Annotated in this window: 23 protein-coding genes; 2 read left to right on the top strand and 21 right to left on the bottom strand. The window is 35.0% G+C overall.

Going from position 1 to position 19,262, the window contains the following annotated elements; translation table 11 throughout:
• Positions 1-59: 59 nt before the first annotated feature.
• Positions 60-233: a hypothetical protein gene (locus RDK80_RS02630; protein ID WP_216559026.1), complete on the bottom strand. Its 174-nt coding sequence runs from the start codon at positions 231-233 to the stop codon at positions 60-62.
• Positions 234-593: 360 nt separating this feature from the next.
• Complete coding sequence (locus tag RDK80_RS02625; RefSeq protein WP_216559029.1) at positions 594-968, bottom strand: hypothetical protein; 375 nt, start codon at positions 966-968, stop codon at positions 594-596.
• Positions 969-1,351: 383 nt separating this feature from the next.
• On the opposite strand from RDK80_RS02625, the gene RDK80_RS02620 reads away from it, so the two are divergent.
• Together RDK80_RS02620 and RDK80_RS02615 are read left to right on the top strand one after the other, a co-directional pair.
• Positions 1,352-2,551 (top strand): relaxase/mobilization nuclease domain-containing protein, encoded by a 1,200-nt coding sequence (locus RDK80_RS02620; RefSeq protein WP_216559031.1) that lies wholly within the window; start codon positions 1,352-1,354, stop codon positions 2,549-2,551.
• A 617-nt stretch (positions 2,552-3,168) separates the two neighbouring features.
• Positions 3,169-3,405: a hypothetical protein gene (locus RDK80_RS02615; protein WP_308523387.1), complete on the top strand. Its 237-nt coding sequence runs from the start codon at positions 3,169-3,171 to the stop codon at positions 3,403-3,405.
• Between the two features lie 602 nt (positions 3,406-4,007).
• Here the strand turns inward: RDK80_RS02615 and RDK80_RS02610 are convergent.
• From RDK80_RS02610 to RDK80_RS02520, 19 genes are all read right to left on the bottom strand, one after another.
• Positions 4,008-5,573, bottom strand: coding sequence for a M23/M56 family metallopeptidase (locus tag RDK80_RS02610; protein ID WP_216559037.1), 1,566 nt, complete (start codon positions 5,571-5,573; stop codon positions 4,008-4,010).
• On the bottom strand, positions 5,566-5,964 hold the full coding sequence (locus RDK80_RS02605; RefSeq protein WP_216559040.1) for a BlaI/MecI/CopY family transcriptional regulator: 399 nt from the start codon (positions 5,962-5,964) through the stop codon (positions 5,566-5,568). The genes RDK80_RS02610 and RDK80_RS02605 overlap by 8 nt, the downstream gene beginning before the upstream one ends.
• A 401-nt stretch (positions 5,965-6,365) precedes the next feature.
• Entirely contained in the window at positions 6,366-7,439 is a 1,074-nt protein-coding gene (locus tag RDK80_RS02600) for a hypothetical protein (RefSeq protein ID WP_308523386.1), read from the bottom strand.
• Between the two features lie 122 nt (positions 7,440-7,561).
• Entirely contained in the window at positions 7,562-7,978 is a 417-nt protein-coding gene (locus RDK80_RS02595; protein WP_094900534.1) for a hypothetical protein, read from the bottom strand.
• Positions 7,979-8,567: 589 nt separating this feature from the next.
• The gene (locus RDK80_RS02590; protein WP_216559046.1) at positions 8,568-8,939 is read right to left on the bottom strand and encodes a sigma factor-like helix-turn-helix DNA-binding protein; all 372 of its coding nucleotides are present in this window, start codon (positions 8,937-8,939) and stop codon (positions 8,568-8,570) included.
• A 488-nt stretch (positions 8,940-9,427) separates the two neighbouring features.
• Positions 9,428-9,832: a hypothetical protein gene (locus RDK80_RS02585; RefSeq protein WP_094900532.1), complete on the bottom strand. Its 405-nt coding sequence runs from the start codon at positions 9,830-9,832 to the stop codon at positions 9,428-9,430.
• Between the two features lie 195 nt (positions 9,833-10,027).
• On the bottom strand, positions 10,028-10,588 hold the full coding sequence (locus RDK80_RS02580) for a histidine phosphatase family protein (RefSeq protein ID WP_216559052.1): 561 nt from the start codon (positions 10,586-10,588) through the stop codon (positions 10,028-10,030).
• Entirely contained in the window at positions 10,579-11,340 is a 762-nt protein-coding gene (gene cobS, locus RDK80_RS02575; RefSeq protein ID WP_256310955.1) for an adenosylcobinamide-GDP ribazoletransferase, read from the bottom strand. Before cobS ends, RDK80_RS02580 begins: the two co-directional genes overlap by 10 nt.
• A complete protein-coding gene (gene cobU / locus RDK80_RS02570; RefSeq protein ID WP_216559058.1) occupies positions 11,310-11,846 on the bottom strand; it encodes a bifunctional adenosylcobinamide kinase/adenosylcobinamide-phosphate guanylyltransferase in 537 nt (178 codons plus the stop codon). The genes cobS and cobU overlap by 31 nt, the downstream gene beginning before the upstream one ends.
• A gap of 14 nt (positions 11,847-11,860) precedes the next feature.
• Positions 11,861-12,934 (bottom strand): nicotinate-nucleotide--dimethylbenzimidazole phosphoribosyltransferase, encoded by a 1,074-nt coding sequence (gene cobT / locus RDK80_RS02565; RefSeq protein ID WP_216559060.1) that lies wholly within the window; start codon positions 12,932-12,934, stop codon positions 11,861-11,863.
• Between the two features lie 16 nt (positions 12,935-12,950).
• Complete coding sequence (locus tag RDK80_RS02560; protein ID WP_216559062.1) at positions 12,951-13,211, bottom strand: cysteine-rich small domain-containing protein; 261 nt, start codon at positions 13,209-13,211, stop codon at positions 12,951-12,953.
• Positions 13,212-13,955 carry a precorrin-6A reductase gene (gene cobK / locus RDK80_RS02555; RefSeq protein WP_216559065.1) on the bottom strand — a complete coding sequence of 248 codons (744 nt, stop codon included), beginning with the start codon at positions 13,953-13,955 and terminating at the stop codon, positions 13,212-13,214. It lies immediately after the preceding gene.
• Complete coding sequence (cobJ, locus tag RDK80_RS02550) at positions 13,952-14,674, bottom strand: precorrin-3B C(17)-methyltransferase (RefSeq protein ID WP_216559068.1); 723 nt, start codon at positions 14,672-14,674, stop codon at positions 13,952-13,954. Before cobJ ends, cobK begins: the two co-directional genes overlap by 4 nt.
• On the bottom strand, positions 14,667-15,692 hold the full coding sequence (gene cbiG / locus RDK80_RS02545; protein ID WP_216559071.1) for a cobalt-precorrin 5A hydrolase: 1,026 nt from the start codon (positions 15,690-15,692) through the stop codon (positions 14,667-14,669). Before cbiG ends, cobJ begins: the two co-directional genes overlap by 8 nt.
• Complete coding sequence (gene cobM / locus RDK80_RS02540) at positions 15,689-16,444, bottom strand: precorrin-4 C(11)-methyltransferase (RefSeq protein WP_216559073.1); 756 nt, start codon at positions 16,442-16,444, stop codon at positions 15,689-15,691. The genes cbiG and cobM overlap by 4 nt, the downstream gene beginning before the upstream one ends.
• Positions 16,437-16,991: a precorrin-6Y C5,15-methyltransferase (decarboxylating) subunit CbiT gene (gene cbiT, locus RDK80_RS02535; protein ID WP_216559076.1), complete on the bottom strand. Its 555-nt coding sequence runs from the start codon at positions 16,989-16,991 to the stop codon at positions 16,437-16,439. The genes cobM and cbiT overlap by 8 nt, the downstream gene beginning before the upstream one ends.
• On the bottom strand, positions 16,978-17,574 hold the full coding sequence (gene cbiE / locus RDK80_RS02530; protein ID WP_246565765.1) for a precorrin-6y C5,15-methyltransferase (decarboxylating) subunit CbiE: 597 nt from the start codon (positions 17,572-17,574) through the stop codon (positions 16,978-16,980). The genes cbiT and cbiE overlap by 14 nt, the downstream gene beginning before the upstream one ends.
• A complete protein-coding gene (gene cbiD, locus RDK80_RS02525) occupies positions 17,568-18,644 on the bottom strand; it encodes a cobalt-precorrin-5B (C(1))-methyltransferase CbiD (RefSeq protein ID WP_256310959.1) in 1,077 nt (358 codons plus the stop codon). Before cbiD ends, cbiE begins: the two co-directional genes overlap by 7 nt.
• Positions 18,641-19,261 (bottom strand): precorrin-8X methylmutase, encoded by a 621-nt coding sequence (locus tag RDK80_RS02520; protein ID WP_216559082.1) that lies wholly within the window; start codon positions 19,259-19,261, stop codon positions 18,641-18,643. Before RDK80_RS02520 ends, cbiD begins: the two co-directional genes overlap by 4 nt.
• Position 19,262: the final 1 nt, after the last annotated feature.

Here is a 19,262-nt window from a genome sequence, read left to right as displayed (position 1 = left end):
TTGTAAGCCTAGGTAGTTTAACTACCTAGGCTCACTAAACCTGTATGCCTTAGCACTGATTAACCTCTCACTGCTGAATTGTTGGAATCATAGTGCTTATTATTGAATACTCTACTTCCGTTTGATGAATATACTGATGTTGAATCACAACTACAAGTACAAGTAGTAGCAATGCAGATACATGCTGCATAAGACTCTACTGTATTAAACTTCTTAGTCTTTTTCAGTTTCATGGTATCCCCCCTTTTTTTCTTATACACCCTATCCATAATCTCTCTATCTGTTATTTAAGTAAGGCATAGGGTATAATCATTTGTTTCAAATCCCCGTTATGTTGATTAAATTATTTCCTTTATAGACTAAGGCATACATTGGTTTTCCATGGATATCAAACTTTAGCGATGAATTATTTCAATATTTACATCCCTTTTTTTGTAATCTTATATTCGATAAATTAATTATATAATTTTAAAATCTTAAAGTCAGCTAACTTTTGTCCAAAATCTTAAAATAATTTAAAAAATTAAGTTCTTACAGAACGAAGTATTATTTCTGAATTATTGGACTTAATTTTTTCTATTTTTATGGATTATCTATATCTGTTTTTTTATAAAAATGATTCCATCTTCATTCTCTATTTTAGTATCAGATATTTTTTTAAATTCCATTATGATATTATCTTCATTTTTAATTGATATTGTTTCATCCTTCAAATTTATTTCAATATCTTCGTATTTTCCACTTTCATATTTTACATTCTCTATATCTTCTAGTTCCATATCAGGTTTAATTTCTCCGGAATTTACGGTTAAATTATTGTCAATAAATAATAGAGATGTTTTCCCATTTTCCTCTTCCCAAATTGTATTATTGAATTCTTCTGTTATTATTTGACTTTTTTTCTCACATCCTAATAAAGAAAAAGATAATACAATTGAAATAACCAACATCAATATTTTCTTATTCATATAATCACTCCTTTCGAATCTAAATACAACTAAACATATAAATTCTATTAAAATAACGCAGATTGATATCAATTAGAATCTATTTTTATTTAATAGACTCTACTATATTATCATTTGTTACATACCCCTCATATTCATCTTCATCTATTTGATGCCCTAAATCCAGAATTTTAATTTTCTTTATATTAAATATATTAATTTTTTTATACTATACTAATCATATAATCTTTAAATCTTAAAGTCAGCTAACTTTTGTCCAAAAATTAAAAATAATTTTAACATCTTAAAATGAAAGTTATTTTATATGTAAAAAAGGACAGCCCTTCTGTACAACCGCACAGAAGAACCGTTCCCTTGTGTCAATATTTGGAAAGGAGGTTTTCATGGCAACTACACGATTAATTTCCATGCACCAGAACAAAGGAAAATCCATTGCAGATTGCCTTGCAGATCGAACTGATTACGCAAAAAATCCCGATAAAACAAATGATGGCGAATACATCAGCTCTTATGAGTGTGACCCTAAAACCGTACAGGGAGAATTTCTTTTATCTAAGAGAATTTATCTCGACATTACAGGCAGAGAACAAACAAACGATGTGATAGCTTATCATATACGCCAGTCCTTTAAGCCGAGAGAGATTACCCCGGAGCTTGCCAATCAAGTAGGCTATGAATTGGGTATGCGGTTTACAAAAGGCAATCATGCTTTTTTCGTTGCTACTCACATAGATAAGGCTCATATTCATAACCACATCATTTTTAATTCTACATCACTGGACTGCACCAAAAAGTTCCGTGATTTCTTAGGTTCAGGTAGAGCTGTCCGTAAAATATCTGACCGTATTTGTCTTGAAAACGGACTGTCTATTGTTGAAAATCCAAAGCGTGGGAAAAACCATTATGGCAAATGGCTTGGAGATAAAAAACCTGTTTCTCATTCTGAAAAATTAAGGATTGCCATAGATGAAATCCTTAGAAAAAAGCCTGCCGATTTTGATACTTTCTTATTGCAAATGGAACAGGCAGGTTACTCTATTAAACAAGGAAAATATCTTGCCTTTAAAAGCAAAGAGCAAAAAAAATTCATTCGCCTACGTTCTTTGGGGAGTGGATACTCTGAGAAAGAAATCAAGGCAGTTATTGACGGTAAAAAGCCTTTTGCTAACAGAAAAAAAGCAACTGAAAAGACACAATCCCATGTCAATCTTTTAGTGGATATACAGGCAAAATTACAGGCTGGAAAAGGTGCTGGCTATGAACGGTGGGCAAAGATTTTTAACCTAAAACAAATGGCACAGACTATCAATTTTTTGACGGAAAATAATCTGCTTTTCTATGAAGATTTAGAGAAAAAAGCACAGACTGTCAGTGATAATTTCCATGAGCTATCGGCTCAAATTAAAACTGCCGAAAAGCGTATGACGGAGATAGGAAAACTTAAAAATCATATCATAAACTATTCAAAAACTCGTGAGGTTTACACCCCTTACCGTAAGGCGGGATACTCTAAAAAGTTCTATGAAAAACATACTTCTGATTGCTTTTGCATAAAGCAGCAAAGGCAGCTTTTGATGAATTAGACAGTAAGAAATTACCTACTGTTAAGGCTCTGCAAACGGAATATTCTGTACTACTTTCTGAAAAGAAAAATCACAGGATCAGAGATGATTTCTCATGTGATTTATAAGCTCCCAAAGGGAGCGTAGCCGTACAATTTATTGTGCGTTCAATGGGGATTGGGGATACTCCCCAACAAGCAGATTTGCCAAAACTCCCGTAAGGGAATTTTGAGCGAAATCGCAAGGTGTGTACCACCTTGCCCTGCTTTCCACTTGCCACTTGTATCAGGAATTCTGGATACTATTGGTTATACCGACTTTTTAGTTATCCCGACTGTAGGATAAATTCCCAAAAAACTAGGGTATTGATGCTGAGAAAATCGGGATAACTTTTAAAATAAATTAGACTAGTTTAGATGAACTATTAATCTGTATCTAAAAAAGTCGGTATAACATCATCAAAATATTTCTATTTTATTAGCATTATGGCAACAATAGATATAACGGTGTTAATCCCGACTTTATCTATTGGAGAGTGAACAATATGACAGAAGAAATAATAATCAGTAACCTTATTAAAAAGACAGCAGAAGAGTTACTGGAATTGGGGTTGGCTACTCATACCGTCTGGAATAGTTATGGTAGCTATTACCTTCCAATTGTTAAATTTCATGGATTTGACACTTGTATCTCAATGGTTGGGGCATGCTCATTTAGAAACCACAATGATTTATGCCCATGCAGATGCAGAACTCAAACGAAAAGCTATTCAAAAAGCAACTTCTATGCAAAGCCCATTGAATGATAGGTCTGCTGTTCCTCAGTTTGATGTGAGTGATGATGAGGTATTAAAACGATTATATGGATTAAAGTAATGTTATCCCGACTTTTTTAGATATAGAAGCAAAATGTATTGCCATTCAACAAAATTCAGATAAAAGTTATCCCGATTTTTATATCTGTAATTGTTATATTTACAACCATTTTTAAATTTATCGGGCTAACTAAAAAGTCGGTATAACTAAACTTATCAGGAATTTCAACTAACTTTAAAAATCATTGCTCCAACTTATCAGGAAAAACATTTTTATCTTAATATATGATTTGTATAAATCAAGCCTAAATACACTAAAACTTATCAGGAACTTTTCTGCGAATACCTACTTGTTCTAAGGTTTTTTCTAAAATTCCTGATAAGTTGTTCTTCCTGATAACCACAATAATCAGCACGTGATGATTATACCGGTTATCATCAAGAGTTTTTAATCAGCACCGTGAAGAAAAACTGTGATGGCTTGGGGGTTTCAACTGTTTTTGGTGCTGATTAAAATTTGTTAAATCACATGATGCTGGGCACACAAAAATGTGGGCTCCGCATTTTCACGAAACCCACACATATTTAACAACTACCACATCGCCAGAATGTCTTCAAGAATGGTCATCAGGTAAATACACCATCCATGACACTACGGAAAAATCAATCATCCCAGGCCTTCGACCCCCTGCCATCCGACCAATCTTCCGATGCAAAAACGCTCGTCGGGTCAATGTACTCACCGTCAATAATCAGGCGAAAATGTAGATGAGGGCTTGTTGCTTCGCCTGTCGAGCCAACATAGCCGATAACGTCACTTTGCTGCACCGTATCTCCCTCTGCAAGTCCTTCTGCAAATCCAAACAATTTCGAGTAAAAAGTCTGAATACCCCCGCCGTGATTCAAAATGACATAATTACCATCCGTTTCATTATCTCCTATCTCAGCGACTGTTCCCTTATCGGCAGTAAGTACAGGTGTGCCTTCAGGTGCCGGAATATCAATCCCGTTACAAAACACCATTTCCTTCTTCACGGGATGCATGCGGGTACCATATGCAGCGGTAATATGATTATACCCCGTTACTGGCCACAGATATTTCATGTCGATATTGCTATCGTTCTGTTTATCAGCACTGACATTGATAACATTGTCAATGTCGTTCCTTGTCGAACTGGTATCGATAACATTGTTAATGTCGTTCCCTGTCGAACTGGCAGCCAATGCCAATCCTATACCGCCGATTGCCAGGATTGCTGCAACGGCTAAAACTGTAATAGACTTCTTCGTTTTCTTAACGTTCAACATTCTTATCAATCTCCTTTTAATGTGCTTCTTACTCTCGCATAAGGGAGAATAAAAAGCCGTGTTCATGCCGGAATGGTTGTCCAGCGTGTTCAAAATGGCTTCGCCATAATGCTTTCTTTCCTCATGGGACATTTCGGATGCCAACGCCTCGTCGCAGGACAACTCGCCCCATATGCTTACATCCTTGCGGAGAACATGGACGAAGGGGTTAAACCAATGCAGCGTTCCCGCAATCAGCGCAAGCACTTTCACCCATAAATCCTTCCGTTTCAGGTGCATGAGTTCATGGGTCAGGACCAGCTTTAAGTCCGTTTCCGATATGTTGGATGCTGGCAGCAGTATCATGGGGCGGCACAGCCCCACAAGCATAGGGCTTGTAATTTTGTGGTTCAGCATCAGTTTTACATCACCGTGGACGCCCAAAGCCACTTTGCGTGAGGAAAGCAGGGCGGCGGCCGTATCCTCCGGTATGGGAATACTGTTTTCCAGAAGCCGCTTGCTAAATCTGCGGTAGCAATAGAAATGCCATCCGGCAAATACCATCGTGCCCACAAACCAAATGAGCAAAACGGCTCCCATTACTTCTAAAGACAGGTGTTTTTCCATAGCAGCAGGAAGATGTTTCTCCATCAGGGTATCTACTGCATCCACAAAACCGTTTGGCTGTAATGCTTCAGGGATAGCCATAGGTGGCGTTCCAGAAGGATGCCTTGGCGTTATTGTCTTTGGCAAAACAAAAGAAACCTTTCCCACAATAAGGGAAACAGGCAAGAGAAAAAAAGCAATTGCCATTTTCCCAATTCCGTATTGCCACTTGGCAGGAAAGATTTTTGCAGTTACAGGCCGAAGTAACAGCATCAACCCGACAACCACACTTCCCGCAATGGACATGGCAAGGAGATTTGAAAACAGATTACTCATTCTTTACACCTGCCTTTTCCGCGAACCAGCACCTCAATTCAGCTATTTCATCCTTTGTCAGTTCTTTGCCGTCATAAAGTGTTGCCAGGAAGTTTTTGACCGAACCCTCATACAGTGTTTCCAGCAGGCTTTTTGCTTCCCGGCTCCGGTATTCCTCCGGCGACATATAAGGCTCATAGATATTCGTGCGGCCCTGCTGCTTTGTGGAAATCAGGACGCCTTTCTCAACCAGCCTTGCCAGAAAGGTTGCCATTGTCTGCCCTTTCCATTCCTTACCTTTGTTCCGCGCAAATATGTCAAGCAGTTCGCTGGAAGTCATGGGATGGCCGGATGCCCAGATAATTTGCATCACTTCCATTTCCGTTTCCGATAGTTTTTGAAAATTGGTCATGGTGTACACCTCCGTTTATTGCCGTACGTCTGCGACAACTTTACTACACTTATGTAGTAATCTCATATTACTACAAACGCGTGGTGATGTCAAGAGAAATAATACAGAAATTTGCAGGCATGGGTTTATTGGTCCACTACTCGATATTCATAGGCATTAAAAAAACGGTTGATCCCCACAAGCAGTTTCTGCTTAGTTTCAATATAACAATCAGAAAGCCTGCGGTAATCTTACACTGCGTCGTAAAAAACGACCATCACGAAGAAGCTCCCAATCGTAGAATAATAACTACGATTGGGAGCTGTTGATAGCGAAGCCGGGCGTACGTTGTAGAATGGTTGAACAGAAGTCTCAGTAACATTGGTGTGACGGGCTTTCAAATCACAACTGGCTCAGTCGTCTCATTCAGCATATTTATATTCAGGCGGGACGATGTCCTCTTCTGCTTGTGGTTTGTCCAGATTTATCAGCAACACCGGAACAGAATGTGTAATATACCTCTGAAATGTATCTCCATAAGGAAGAGCAACTGCCATAATTGTACTTTTTCTATCAAGTTCAGATATGTCTATCGTAAAATCAAATTCTGCCGTCGTGCCTTTCTCAAGCGTAACCTCAAGATAGTCTTTACCCGAAATCAAAACCGGCTGTTGGTCGATTAATAGTGTAAGTCTATATTGGGTTGAATTTCCTCCATATAGTTTGATCTTTAAATCTGTATAGCCGTTTGCACCCATTTGTTGTACAATCTGATTCCCGCTGCCATCGTATAATTCGACAATTGGGTCTGAGTCTAAATAATTCGTCCCATCTTCATGCTCATACATTTTATATATTTCATTAGGAATCTCATATGTTCTTGAGGGGAACAATGCCATTTTTTTCGTTGTGGAATCGCTTCCTCTTTCTATTTTAACAGGGCTCGAAGGAGCGTTCATTATCTTATGTGTGTTTCCATATAAAGGATAATACTCGTATGGAATATAGGAAGGAGTAAATATATACGCAATATAAAACTCCACAATTTCTTCTTTTTGAAATCCAAGCGGCTCAAAATATAAATTCACATTTGTCGTGGTTTCCTCGCGATGGTCAACAATGTGCATATATTTCTCTTTTTCGTGCATAACACCGTCTACCTTAATTCTGGAAAGTACAGGTATACCCTCGACAAAAACCATGTAACCCTCTGTATAAGTTGGAGTTTCGCTTGCTAAGACTTCGAGTGAAACTTCGATAGGCTCGCCGTTGTATACATCGTATCCCAAGGTATGCGGAGAGTTTACCCTTTTACGCGATATCGTACCCTCCGGCAGTGGTTTTCCTATTGCCGATAATTGACCATAATTACTACTCTCCGAAGTATTAAGGGGATCTATACCCGTCGGCAGTGATTCCGCCGGAATGGGTTCCTTCGCGCAAGATGAAAACAAAAATAATATGCCTATCACCAGAAATACTGCTATCTTTCTCATGTTAATGATCATTCCTTTCAAATTATGAAGATTTTTGTATGCTGGATTATCTATGCGGAATATCTTCTTTTGGTTATTTGGCAGGAACGCGCGTTGCGCGTTCCTGCCAGACTACATAAATGCTAATAGACGGTAAATCCGACAAGATTTGTATATTTGGATATTGTCTCAGAGCCGTTATAGAAATCATGCGTACCGTAAGAAGTGTATTTTCCAGCGTTCAAATAGACATATGACGAAACGTAGCTCGTATTATACCCGGAACCAGAACTTGGTGTTGCAACAGTAGCTCCAGTAGAATAATTTACCACTTGGTGAGATGCTTTGATATAGGAGCTTGAGGTAGGGGAAGCTAGAAGTGTTTCTGAGAAACTAAGATTAGGTGAGCCTCCAACTCCGCAATACGTTCCTCCACTAAGTGTGCCGTTTTTCTGAGTAGAGGTAGAAAAACTTGAAGCAGCGAAAGCTGACATCGCACTTACGGACAGAATGGTAATGACCAGGGCCAGAGTCATGATTGATTTAATAGACTTTTTCATTGTAATTCTCCTTTTCTTTTTATTTGGATAATGATAGAAGTGTTATAAATCTACTGTGTATGAGCGCATTTATGGAAACATTGGAATTACCCCCTTTCATCTCGTATTTTGCGTCTTCTTCCTGTGGGTCGAGTTCAGCCGGGACCCTGCGCTGAGTATTCGATAAAGTCTCCCCCACTTTAATGATGTTGGCTTGCAAGCTTACTTACTAAAGAGATCCCGATAAATGATTTGTAAACGCTATACAAATAATTATGCGACTAAGCCCATGTTGTGAAGTTTAGCAAGTGGAAACCTTGCTTGAGAAGACACCAGCCGAGTCACCAATAGCGAGTCTTGGGTGTCTGAGAGTAATCGCAGCCACTAAGCGTAGCTAGTCAGGTAGTAGGCCTGAAAGTAACTGAGCCTCGAAAAGAGTAACCCAGGAAGGTTGACGGCGTCGAAAGTCTGGAAAACTTGGGTTGAATACAAAAAATAAGGAGAAAAATGTTTGTAATTTGTAAACTTATAAAGAAATATTTCAATTCAAAGGTAAGGCTTAAAGTGTATACAGCTAAAGGCGGGTGGGTTTAGTCCACACAAATAGATACTAAACAACAAAGGCTTTTCGTAATTTTTCTAAAGCCCTACGTTTTGTTTGGTTAACTGCTTGACGTGACGTACCACTTGATTGAGCAATATCCGCTGATGAGTATCCCAAAAAATAAATCGTATATATGATACAAAACTCATGCTGGTTCAAAATTTCATTAAGGCTGGATACTAACAAAGCATCGTCTCTATCAACTGTTGACAAAGATAGTTCTGCGTAATACTTTTCATTCTCATTTAGTCCTGAAAATGGAATTGTTGATTGGAAATATTTGCAGTTAGTCTTAGATTTATTAATATAGCTCGAATATACGGATTTACATATGTATGAAACTATGCCCCCTTCACAATTATGACGAAGCCTGCGCATTGAGAATTATATCTTTCAACATAGAACATCCCACCTTTCTATATGATAGAGAGGTGGGATGGGACAAAATGTAAACGATAAATTGTTATTCCATTGTTACAACTTTTTCTGTTTACATTCACCATAGGTATGATTGACTTCAAAAATCTATGTAGCTAAGAGAAGATAAGGACTAAATTCACAGGAGGCTTGTCAGGTTTATTTTGTTTTTTATTAATACAGTTCTTCATATGTTCCTTATCGTGAAGCAACATATATTTTTTATCTTTCCACATTCTAATTCTCCACCACTTGTTAGATTATTAACAAATTCATAAATGGAAAGTGGATACCGCACATCAAATACTTTGACATTAGCCGAGGTTATATTATTTCCCGTAGTATAAATTGCTTTTGGAATAAAAATAACCCTTTTCATTAGATTTTGTTTTTCTATCTATCAAAAAGGGTTCACTTCAAATCGACATGCGCCGAGTTATGGTATTTTACTACCTTTCTACTACTATTCCTTTTGTAATTTTAAAATTACCTATGACTGTCTTACCGTCTGAAGCATAAAGAGTAATCTCTTTTTCACAAGTTTCTGTATTCATTTTTAGAGCCTCTTCTGGAGTCTTAGGCTGTTTATCAATAAGATCTGAATTTCTCACATATCCAACAGTTCCATCTTCGCCAATTGCTTGAATAAGATCTGGTTCGTTAGCGGGCGAAGTTGCTTTTAACGCAGAGCCGTATGTCTCGCCGGACTCGTTCTTAGGATATTCCGGTGCTGGCATAAAACTTTGATTAAGATATGAATTTGCTGATACCTGGCCTGCTAATCCTAATGAAAAACCAAATGCTAAAATAAGAGTATAAATTAATGTACGCTTTATCCATGCTTTAATTTGCATATGATTCGCCTCCTTTAATATTTAAAACAAATATATTAAATTTTTTATACTAATCATATAATCTTTAAATCTTAAAGTCAGCTAACTTTTGTCCAAAAATTAAAAATAATTTTAATATCTTAAAATGAAAGTTATCTTATATGTAAAAAAGGACAGCCCTTCTGTACAACCGCACAAAAAAACTATCCTCTTATGTCAATTTATTTTCTTTATATATTTAAATCCATCTTCTATTGATATTATGTTTATACTTCCATTATCTACTTTAAACTTAAAGAAATAATCTGGATTATCGAATATCCAAGATAATGCCAAGCGAATAACACAATCATGGGTGACGAGTAATATGTTCTCCTTATATTGAGATACTTCATCTAAAAATTCCCTTACCCTATTATATACATCTAATAAGCTTTCCCCTTCAGGAATAATATAGCTTTGTGTATCATCTAACCAGGATTTAGTTTCATCAGGATAAATCTCTGATATTTCTTCAAAGGTTTTTCCAGTGAATATTCCAAAGTTAATTTCCCTAATTCTTATATCCTCAGTGCCTATTAATCCTAGGTTCTCCAATGTCTCCACCGTTCTTTTTAACGGACTATAATATACTTTGTCATAGCTAAATTTATTTATTAATTCCTTAGTCTTCTTTATCTGTTCTATACCCTTCTCTGTAAGCCTAGTATCATTCCTGCTAAAAATCCTTTGTATATTATCCTCTGATTCTCCATGGCGTATCATAATTATATCCATAACATCACACTCCAAAAGCTAAGTAAGGAAACAGCCTCTCCTAATTCTATAATCGCACCATATACATCTCCAGTCAACCCATCTATCTTTTTATAGGATATGCTTGATATGTATTCTCCAGCTAAAAATGTAATTAGTAATGGAACTAAATACCTTATGTCTAATAATATCAAAATAGCCATATAAATAATCCCACTTGCAATCATTAAACTCTTAGGATTACTTTTATGAAATAAGTCACCTAATCCACCAGGTCTAGCATTCTTCTTATATGATATTATTCTTGCAACCACCAATCTACTATTCGCAAAGGATAGGATTATAGCTAGAGGCAGGTTTTCAATGCTATATATCAATATAAATTTAAATAGAATCAGAAGTACAAGGATCAGAACTCCAAAGGCACCAATTCTACTATCCTTCATTATTTCTAATGTCCTTTCCTTATCTCTATTGGATAAAAATCCATCAAAGGTATCGGAAAGGCCGTCTAAATGTAGACCGCCTGTTAATATTATAGTGGCGAGTAGTGCCAAAAAGGAAGCAACAAGTCTATTGTATGGAGAAATCAAATAATAGATTAATCCTCCAAAGCCTCCTATTATAGCTCCAACTAAAGGAAGAAAGAATATACTGTATCTAATATTCTTTTCATTAAAATCTACATTAATATTAATAGGTATTCTTGAAAAGAACTGTAAAGAAAGTATGAGCCCTTTTATCATTTGATTTTCACTGGTATGCCACAACATACCAAATAAACCTCATCTGCTAATGAAGCGATTTTTTGGTTTATCCTCCCTTGAATATCTCTAAAAACCCTAGATATATGGTGTTCTGGGACTATAGAATCTCCTACTTCATTTGTTACTAAGACCAAGTTGTAATCTTTTAGACTAATACCGTTGATTAAATTTTGCATCTCTCGAATTACTGTATCTTCTATTCGCCTTTGCATATCATAATCTATATATTCTACATCTTTTGATATATCGAACATTATATTAGATGTAAGGACAGTGATACAATCAAGTAAGTAATTCCTTTCTTTACCTATGGAGTTCTGAAGATCATAGTTCCCCTCATAAGTTCTCCATTCACTTGGTCTAGATTCTTGGTGAAGTTTTACCCTTTCTCTCATTTCAGCATCTGTTGCCTTAGATGTGGCTATATATACTACATCTTTTTCATCTTTATATAGATTTTCTGCAAATCGGCTTTTTCCTGATCTAGCCCCGCCTGTGACTAATGTAATCATTTTATCACGACCTTTTATTCTTCTCTTATATCTACTAATGCACCACCATCTAATGATAATGATTCAAAGGTTCCCATATGCTCTAATGTATACATTCCAGCTTCTATGATTTGAAATGCCAGTGGACATCCTGTTCCTTCTCCCAATCTCATTCCTAGATTCAGCATAGGTTTTAATTGTAGTTCATCCATTACATATTTTGCCCCTGGTTCTCCTGATAGATGAGATGGGATTATATATTCTTTAACTAAATGATTTAATTTAACAGCACAAAGAGCTGCAGCCCCAGATATAAAACCATCTACTACTATAGGCTTTTTGTTTTTAGCAGCTGATAAAAACAATCCACACATTCCACCTATATCAAATCCCCCTACCTTTGCTATTGCATCAATAGGATCTTCCTTATTAGGCTTATTTATTTCTATTCCTCTTCTTATTACATCTTTTTTATTGGAATGTTGCTCATCTGTAAGGCCTGCTCCTTTTCCACAGGTTATATCTACATCTAAATTTGTCAAAGCTGATAGAACTGCTGCTGAAGTAGTGGTATTACCTATACCAACTTCTCCAGTACCTAAAATATCATATCCTTCACCGTATAGTTTATCCCCTATTTCAATACCTATCTCTATAGATTTAATTGCCTCCTCATAAGTCATTGCAGGTCCATTTACAAAGTTTTTTGTTCCATTTGCAATTTTTCTATTTATTATCTTCGGATCATCTATTTCTCCTATTACTCCTACATTTACTGTAACAATGTCTGTATTTGCATATTTACCTAAAGTTGCAACTCCTGTCAATCCTTTTGTCATACTTTCCGTTAAAACCTTTGTAAAAATTTGAGGTGCTGAACTTACTCCCTCGTCTGCTACTCCATTATCACCACACATTACAACTATAGCTCTTTTATCTATTTTATTAGTCACTTTACCAGTCATACCTGCTATTTTTATAGTAGCTTCTTCTAATGTGCCTAAACTACCAACAGGCTTTACTAAGCCATCCCATTTATCTCTTGCTAATTTTTTTGTTTCCTCATTTGGAGGTGTTATTAAATTTATAGTTTCCTTTAATAAATTCATTTGTATTCCGCCTTTCCTATTTGTTGTCTCTAATTTTTTTGTCATTATGTTCCATTATTTTCTTATTTATATAATCATAACCATTTGGCTTATGGGGTACAAGACAGTTTGAACAGTCTTTTATACCACGGTTATCTATATGGTTGCCACCACAATCTTCTAAGAAATATAATGGACAATAACAAAACATACAATTAAATTCTTCTTCATTATTCACTTTATGACATGGAAAATAGTCACAAGCTGTATTTCTATAAAATCTATATGAATGTTCCATTTATTTTCCCCCCTTATTTCTTTCTCTGATTATTTTCTCAATTAAATCTAAATCCTTAATTCCATTTTCAATTTCTCTTCCTATTATTATTGGTATTACACCTAACTCCTCACAGGCTTGTAATTTTTCTAGAGTGCCACCCTTATGTCCACTATCTTTCATTATACAATATTTAGCTTTATATTCGTCAAGCATAACCTTATTATATTCTTTAGAAAATGGACCTAATACTGCCACTATATCCTTCATATGAACATGATGTTTTTTACACTCCTCTATGCTTTCCATAGCTGGAAGTATTCTATAGATAAATCTATTCTCGCCTCGTACCTTTTCAAAATCACCGATATTTTTAGATCCCGTTGTAAAAAATACAGTCCCTGAAGTTTTTGATAAATAATCATAAGCTTCATCATAGCTATTTAAATAAATAGCATTTATTTTCAACTCTATCTTGTCCCTCATATATCTAATATAATATATTTCTAAATCCTTTGCTACTTGTTTTGCATTTTCTGATACTATCTTAGCATAGGGATGGGTTAAATCTACTATTAGTGATATTTTATTTTCTTCACAGAATTTAACCATATCCTTATAACTCATTCTACCTACCAGTAGCTTGTCACTATTTACAAACTCTTTTCCGCCATCTGTAGCTATAGTTACAATGTAGTTATTTAGATCTTTTATCCTATCTACTATTTCCCTAGCTTCACTAGTACCACCTATTATCCAAATCATTTTATATTATATCCCCTCGGTGTAATAATTTTATTATTTTTTATATAGGAATTGGAGTTTCCTATAATAAGTACTGATAACATGTCCACCTTTTTATAGTCTATATTATCTAAAGTAGTGATAATTATTTCTCTGCCTACTCTACCAGAATTCTTGACTATACCTACAGGTGTTTCTCCTTTCCTATAGTTTGAAATTATATTCACTGCTTTTTCTAAATGATCTTTTCTTCCCTTTGATTTTGGATTATATATAGCAATAACAAAATCTGCATCTGCCGCTTTTTCTAATCTATTTTCGATTACTTCCCAAGGTGTAAGTAAATCTGATAAACTTATAGAAGCATAATCATGCATAATTGGAGATCCTAGTTCTGCTGCTGCTGAGAATGATGCTGTCACTCCTGGTATTATTTCCACCTCTATATCTTCTGCTAATTCCAGTATTGGTCCCGCCATTCCATAAAGCCCTGCATCTCCTGTACTTATAATCGCTGTGTTTTTTCCACTCCTAACCATATCTATGGCTGCTTTGCATCTTTCTATTTCACCCTTCATTCCTGTAGAAAATAATTCTTTATCCTCTACTAATTCTCCAATATATTCTATATATGGTGTATATCCTACTATTACATCACTAATTTTAATTGCTTCTACCGCTCTATAAGTCATATGCTCTCTTCCACCTGGTCCTATTCCTACTACATATAATTTAGCCATTTTTCATCTCCTTTGATATTGATATTGTAATTCCATTATGTTTTGATTTATTTGTGATTAACCTTCCTCCCAGTAAATATGCAGAAGGCTCTGATACAGAATAAACACCTATAGTGTCTTTAACAAATTGAGATTTATCGAATTTGTCCTCCACTTTTTGTATTTCGCCTATAGTAAATATCTTCATTGGACAATGGAAATGTTTTGCTGCTTCGATAATTCCATCTTCATCCTTTTTTACTTCAACTGTACCAATAGCTTTTATACTCTTACTAGATAGATTTATTTCCATAAGAGCTGTTTCTATAGCCTCTATAATCCGTACCCCTTCTATCCCTTTTCTACATCCTATACCAATATTAATATTTCTTGGCCTTAAATATGTAGCTGGAATATCCGCACCCTTTAATTTAAAATTTTGTGAACTAACTATAATTATTCCTTCTACATTAGGATGTATATAATCTAAATCTTCTAAGGTTATAATATTAGGATAATCTATAATTGCATTATCCTCTGAATAGAATCCTATAGTTTTTTCATTTACCATCATTGCCGTAATCTTTGTCACTGATTTCATATCTTCTATATAATAATTGTTTTTTTGCGCAAATAAATCAATGGATTCTATTCTCCTATTATCTGAGGCTGTAGTAATAACTGGTACTGCATTTATTTTTTCTCCTATCCATTTAGACAATTCATTTGCTCCGCCTAAATGTCCTGACAATAATGATATGGAAAATCTTCCATAGTCATCTACTACAACAACAGCAGGATCTATTGTTTTATGCTTTATATATGGATTTATCATCCTTATGGCTATTCCAGTAGACGAAATAAATACAAACCCATCATATTCTTTCCAAGCATAATTTAATAAGTTTTTTATTCCACCATATATATCTTCATTGGCATAATGGTGGATTATATATGATTTACTTTCTTTATCTAAATTTTTTAGTTTATCACCTAGTTTTTTTCCACTCTCAGTAAATGATAAACAAGCTATTTTCATTTTGATGCACTCCTGAATTTATGGGTAAAGCTTGGGTCATATAGCTTTGACCTTTCATATTCACCTTCTATGAAATTACCCACTAAAATTTGACCCATCTTATTAATGTTTTCCTTTTTTACCTTTTCTTCAATATCTTTAAGTGTGCCAAATATTATTTTTTCATCTTCCCAAGTAGCCTTGTATACTATAGCAACTGGTACATTGTCATTTCCATACCCTTTTACTAATTTTTCTACTACTCTATCTATTTCTTGCACTGACAGAAATATCGCCATTGAAGCTTTATGCTTAGCCAAAGATTCTAAATCTTCTTCTTCTGGCACAGGAGTACGTCCTTCTATTCGAGTCAAGATTATGGTTTGACTTACATCTGGAAGTGTAAACTCTTTCTTAATAGATGCACAAGCCGCTGTAAAGGAACTAACACCTGGTATCACTTCATAGGAAATACCTCTAGCATCTAATAAATCCATTTGTTCCCTTATTGCTCCATATATTGTAGGATCTCCAGTATGCAATCTAACTACCTTTAAATTATCTTTTACAGATCTTTCTATTACTTCAACTACCTCTTCCAAAGTCATTGAAGCTGAATTATGGAATTCAGTTTCTTCTTTACAAAATTCTAAATGTTCCTTAGATACCAATGATCCTGCATATATGACTACATCAGCCTCTTCCAAAAGTCTCCTACCTTTAATTGTTATTAAGTCAACATTTCCTGGTCCTGCCCCTACAAAGCTAATCATACTTCTTCACTCCTTTTGCTATAAAAATTGGATTTTGCCCTTTTAAAAGTCCTATTTTATCCATAGATGACACTTGAATTAATTGTACTTCTATATCTTTGTAATTATATTTATTTAATAGTTGAATGAACTGAGTTACATTTTTTAAGGTTATAAAATTTCCGCATATTATCCCATTATTCTCTAATTTTTTTTGCAGATACAAAAATATGTCTTCTAGTTTTCCTCCAGATCCTCCTATGAAGCATTTATTAAAGCTCTCATTTGGAAGGCTATCTGGAGCTTGTCCATAGATTATATTAACTCCTGCGTTGAATTTTTCACTATTTGTTCTTATTAATTCTATGCCTTCAGCTTCTCTTTCTATTGCCCACACTCTAGCACCATGAAGTGATGCTTCTATAGATATAGATCCTGTCCCTGCTCCTATATCCAATAATCTATCTCCTTCTTCTATGGCTAAATATCCCAATGTAAGTAGCCTAATATTGAACTTAGTCATAGGGATATTGCCTCTTATAAACTCTTCATCTTTAATCCATTTCATTTTCAACTACCACCACTCCAAGAGATGAAATATTTTCTATTTCTTCTCCAATATTTTTCATAATTATTTTTTCATTCTCATAGGACAGATTAAATCCTGCATAAATCTTTCCTCTAATGTCTAATTCATATAACTCCTTTGATATCTTATTTGGGGTATTTTCCTTATCTATTAACAATATACTAAGCTTATGTGATTTGATATTTTCTAGATTCTCATCTCTTCCATGAAGAGATAAAAAATTTGCATTATGCCATGACTTCTGAAGCTTTCCCATCATATATTGAAATGAAGATAGTCCAGGTAGTACTTCTTGTATATCCAGACCTTTCTTCTTTAGAAAATCGACTATTCCAAAAAAGTTTGGATCTCCAGAAGCAAGTAATAATATTTCCTTTTTCCCATCTATATAATTTAATATTTCTTCTACCTTATTTACTTCTATAATATCCTCCCTAATGATTTTAAGGGAATTTGCCACTCTCCCAAAGGCTAAAATATGCCTTGCTTCTTCTATTTTCGTTCTGACATCATAGGTTAAATACTTTGGATTCCCTGGTCCTACTCCTGCTACAATTAACATATATCCACCCCTTTTTCCATGGAATATATGATTACCTTTACTTTATAATTTTCATCCTTTAGATATTTCCTAATCCTATCCTCTGCCCCTTTTTCCATATGTCTTATAACTTCACCATAACCAGAGTCTATACAGATGTTTAATCCTTCTTCTGCCGTAATGGTATCATTTACTCTATTGAGTAATTCCATTGGTGCACCCATCAGAGCCAAATAATATATAAAAGCTTCCATTCTTCCATCACATACTTTACTATGGGTATTGAAAACACCTATAGATAGTTTTGCAAATTTGCCAATATGTCCTATTAAGGTCATAGACTTAAAGCCTTTGTTATATACATACAGTAGACTATCCCCTATAAAGTTAGATATCTTTACTTTTCCTCCCTTTAGCCTCAATTCTTCAGATAACTTTTCCCCATAATTTCCTGGTACTAAGATTATATTATCTTTCCCCTGACTTTGAGCCAGCATATCCACTTCCATATATATGGTTTTTACAAGGGCTTCCTCTGACATTGGATATACTATCCCTTTTGTGCCTATAATAGATATTCCACCTTCAATGCCAATATTTTTATTAAAAGTTTTTTTCCCTACTTCTTCTCCTTGAGGTGCAAATATTAAAATATCATATCCACTATTTGAAACCTCTTTTACTTCTTTTTCAATCATTTCTCTTGGTATAGGATTAATGGCCGCTTCACCAATTTCTCCAAATAAACCTTTTCTCTTTATTCTTCCGATCCCCTTACCACCTTCTATAAAGATTTGTCCATCATCTCGTTTAGATACCGTTGCATATATTTCTATCCCGTCTGTATTATCCGGATCATCTCCAGCATCCTTTATGATTGAACATGTTGCTCTATTCCCTTCAATCGATGGATTATTCACCTCAAGTTTTAATCTAATATTTGCTGGTGTATCTATCTCTATATATTTTATTATCTCACCTGTCTCAAGCATAGTAGCTGCCGCCTTAGCTGCTCCCGCTGCACAAGAACCCGTAGTATATCCACATCTTAGATGTTTTCCTTCTTTTATTACATATAAATCTAAAGTCATCTACCTACCACCATATATAATAAGGCATTAATAATAGAGGCAGCTACATTACTTCCACCTTTATTACCTACTGTGGATATAGATGGTATATCAAACTCTCTTAAATATTCCTTAGATTCTGCAGCCCCGACAAACCCTACAGGCACTCCTACTACAAATCGTGGATTAGCTTTACCTTCCTTGACTAGTTCTAGTATTCTAAACAATGCAGTAGGTGCATTGCCTATTACAAATATATCTATACCATCCTGAATAGCTAAGTCTACTGCACAAGCTGATCTGGTAGTTCCTAATTCTTTAGATAATGAAAATACTCTCTCATCATCTATATAACATTTTAGCTCACAACCAGCTTTTTCTAAGGCAGGTTTATTAATCCCTGTATATGCCATTTTAGTATCCGTAAATATAGTTACTTTTTCTAAAATAGATTTTTTAGCCTCTCCAATAAAATCATTTTTAAATATAATTATATTCCTATAATCAAAATCTCCAGTTGTGTGTATCATTCTCTTCGCTATTATCTTTTCTTCTTCTGAAAAATTAGTATCCCCCATAACTTCATCTATAATATCCATACTTTTATTCTCTATTTCCATAGGATTTTTAATATACAAT

This window comes from uncultured Tissierella sp., from assembly GCF_902479755.1.
Lineage (GTDB): Bacteria > Bacillota > Clostridia > Tissierellales > Tissierellaceae > Tissierella > Tissierella carlieri.
This window is presented reverse-complemented; position numbering and strand designations above follow the sequence as displayed.

Excerpts from the sequence above, each read along its gene's own strand:
- RDK80_RS02630 (WP_216559026.1), bottom strand. The coding sequence starts at position 233 with ATGAAACTGAAAAAGACTAAGAAGTTTAATACAGTAGAGTCTTATGCA.
- RDK80_RS02625 (WP_216559029.1), bottom strand. The coding sequence starts at position 968 with ATGAATAAGAAAATATTGATGTTGGTTATTTCAATTGTATTATCTTTT.
- RDK80_RS02620 (WP_216559031.1), top strand. The coding sequence starts at position 1,352 with ATGGCAACTACACGATTAATTTCCATGCACCAGAACAAAGGAAAATCC.
- RDK80_RS02615 (WP_308523387.1), top strand. The coding sequence starts at position 3,169 with ATGGTAGCTATTACCTTCCAATTGTTAAATTTCATGGATTTGACACTT.
- RDK80_RS02610 (WP_216559037.1), bottom strand. The coding sequence starts at position 5,573 with ATGAGTAATCTGTTTTCAAATCTCCTTGCCATGTCCATTGCGGGAAGT.
- RDK80_RS02605 (WP_216559040.1), bottom strand. The coding sequence starts at position 5,964 with ATGACCAATTTTCAAAAACTATCGGAAACGGAAATGGAAGTGATGCAA.
- RDK80_RS02600 (WP_308523386.1), bottom strand. The coding sequence starts at position 7,439 with ATGAGAAAGATAGCAGTATTTCTGGTGATAGGCATATTATTTTTGTTT.
- RDK80_RS02595 (WP_094900534.1), bottom strand. The coding sequence starts at position 7,978 with ATGAAAAAGTCTATTAAATCAATCATGACTCTGGCCCTGGTCATTACC.
- RDK80_RS02590 (WP_216559046.1), bottom strand. The coding sequence starts at position 8,939 with ATGCGCAGGCTTCGTCATAATTGTGAAGGGGGCATAGTTTCATACATA.
- RDK80_RS02585 (WP_094900532.1), bottom strand. The coding sequence starts at position 9,832 with ATGCAAATTAAAGCATGGATAAAGCGTACATTAATTTATACTCTTATT.
- RDK80_RS02580 (WP_216559052.1), bottom strand. The coding sequence starts at position 10,588 with ATGGATATAATTATGATACGCCATGGAGAATCAGAGGATAATATACAA.
- cobS (WP_256310955.1), bottom strand. The coding sequence starts at position 11,340 with ATGTTGTGGCATACCAGTGAAAATCAAATGATAAAAGGGCTCATACTT.
- cobU (WP_216559058.1), bottom strand. The coding sequence starts at position 11,846 with ATGATTACATTAGTCACAGGCGGGGCTAGATCAGGAAAAAGCCGATTT.
- cobT (WP_216559060.1), bottom strand. The coding sequence starts at position 12,934 with ATGAATTTATTAAAGGAAACTATAAATTTAATAACACCTCCAAATGAG.
- RDK80_RS02560 (WP_216559062.1), bottom strand. The coding sequence starts at position 13,211 with ATGGAACATTCATATAGATTTTATAGAAATACAGCTTGTGACTATTTT.
- cobK (WP_216559065.1), bottom strand. The coding sequence starts at position 13,955 with ATGATTTGGATAATAGGTGGTACTAGTGAAGCTAGGGAAATAGTAGAT.
- cobJ (WP_216559068.1), bottom strand. The coding sequence starts at position 14,674 with ATGGCTAAATTATATGTAGTAGGAATAGGACCAGGTGGAAGAGAGCAT.
- cbiG (WP_216559071.1), bottom strand. The coding sequence starts at position 15,692 with ATGAAAATAGCTTGTTTATCATTTACTGAGAGTGGAAAAAAACTAGGT.
- cobM (WP_216559073.1), bottom strand. The coding sequence starts at position 16,444 with ATGATTAGCTTTGTAGGGGCAGGACCAGGAAATGTTGACTTAATAACA.
- cbiT (WP_216559076.1), bottom strand. The coding sequence starts at position 16,991 with ATGAAATGGATTAAAGATGAAGAGTTTATAAGAGGCAATATCCCTATG.
- cbiE (WP_246565765.1), bottom strand. The coding sequence starts at position 17,574 with ATGTTAATTGTAGCAGGAGTAGGACCAGGGAATCCAAAGTATTTAACC.
- cbiD (WP_256310959.1), bottom strand. The coding sequence starts at position 18,644 with ATGACTTTAGATTTATATGTAATAAAAGAAGGAAAACATCTAAGATGT.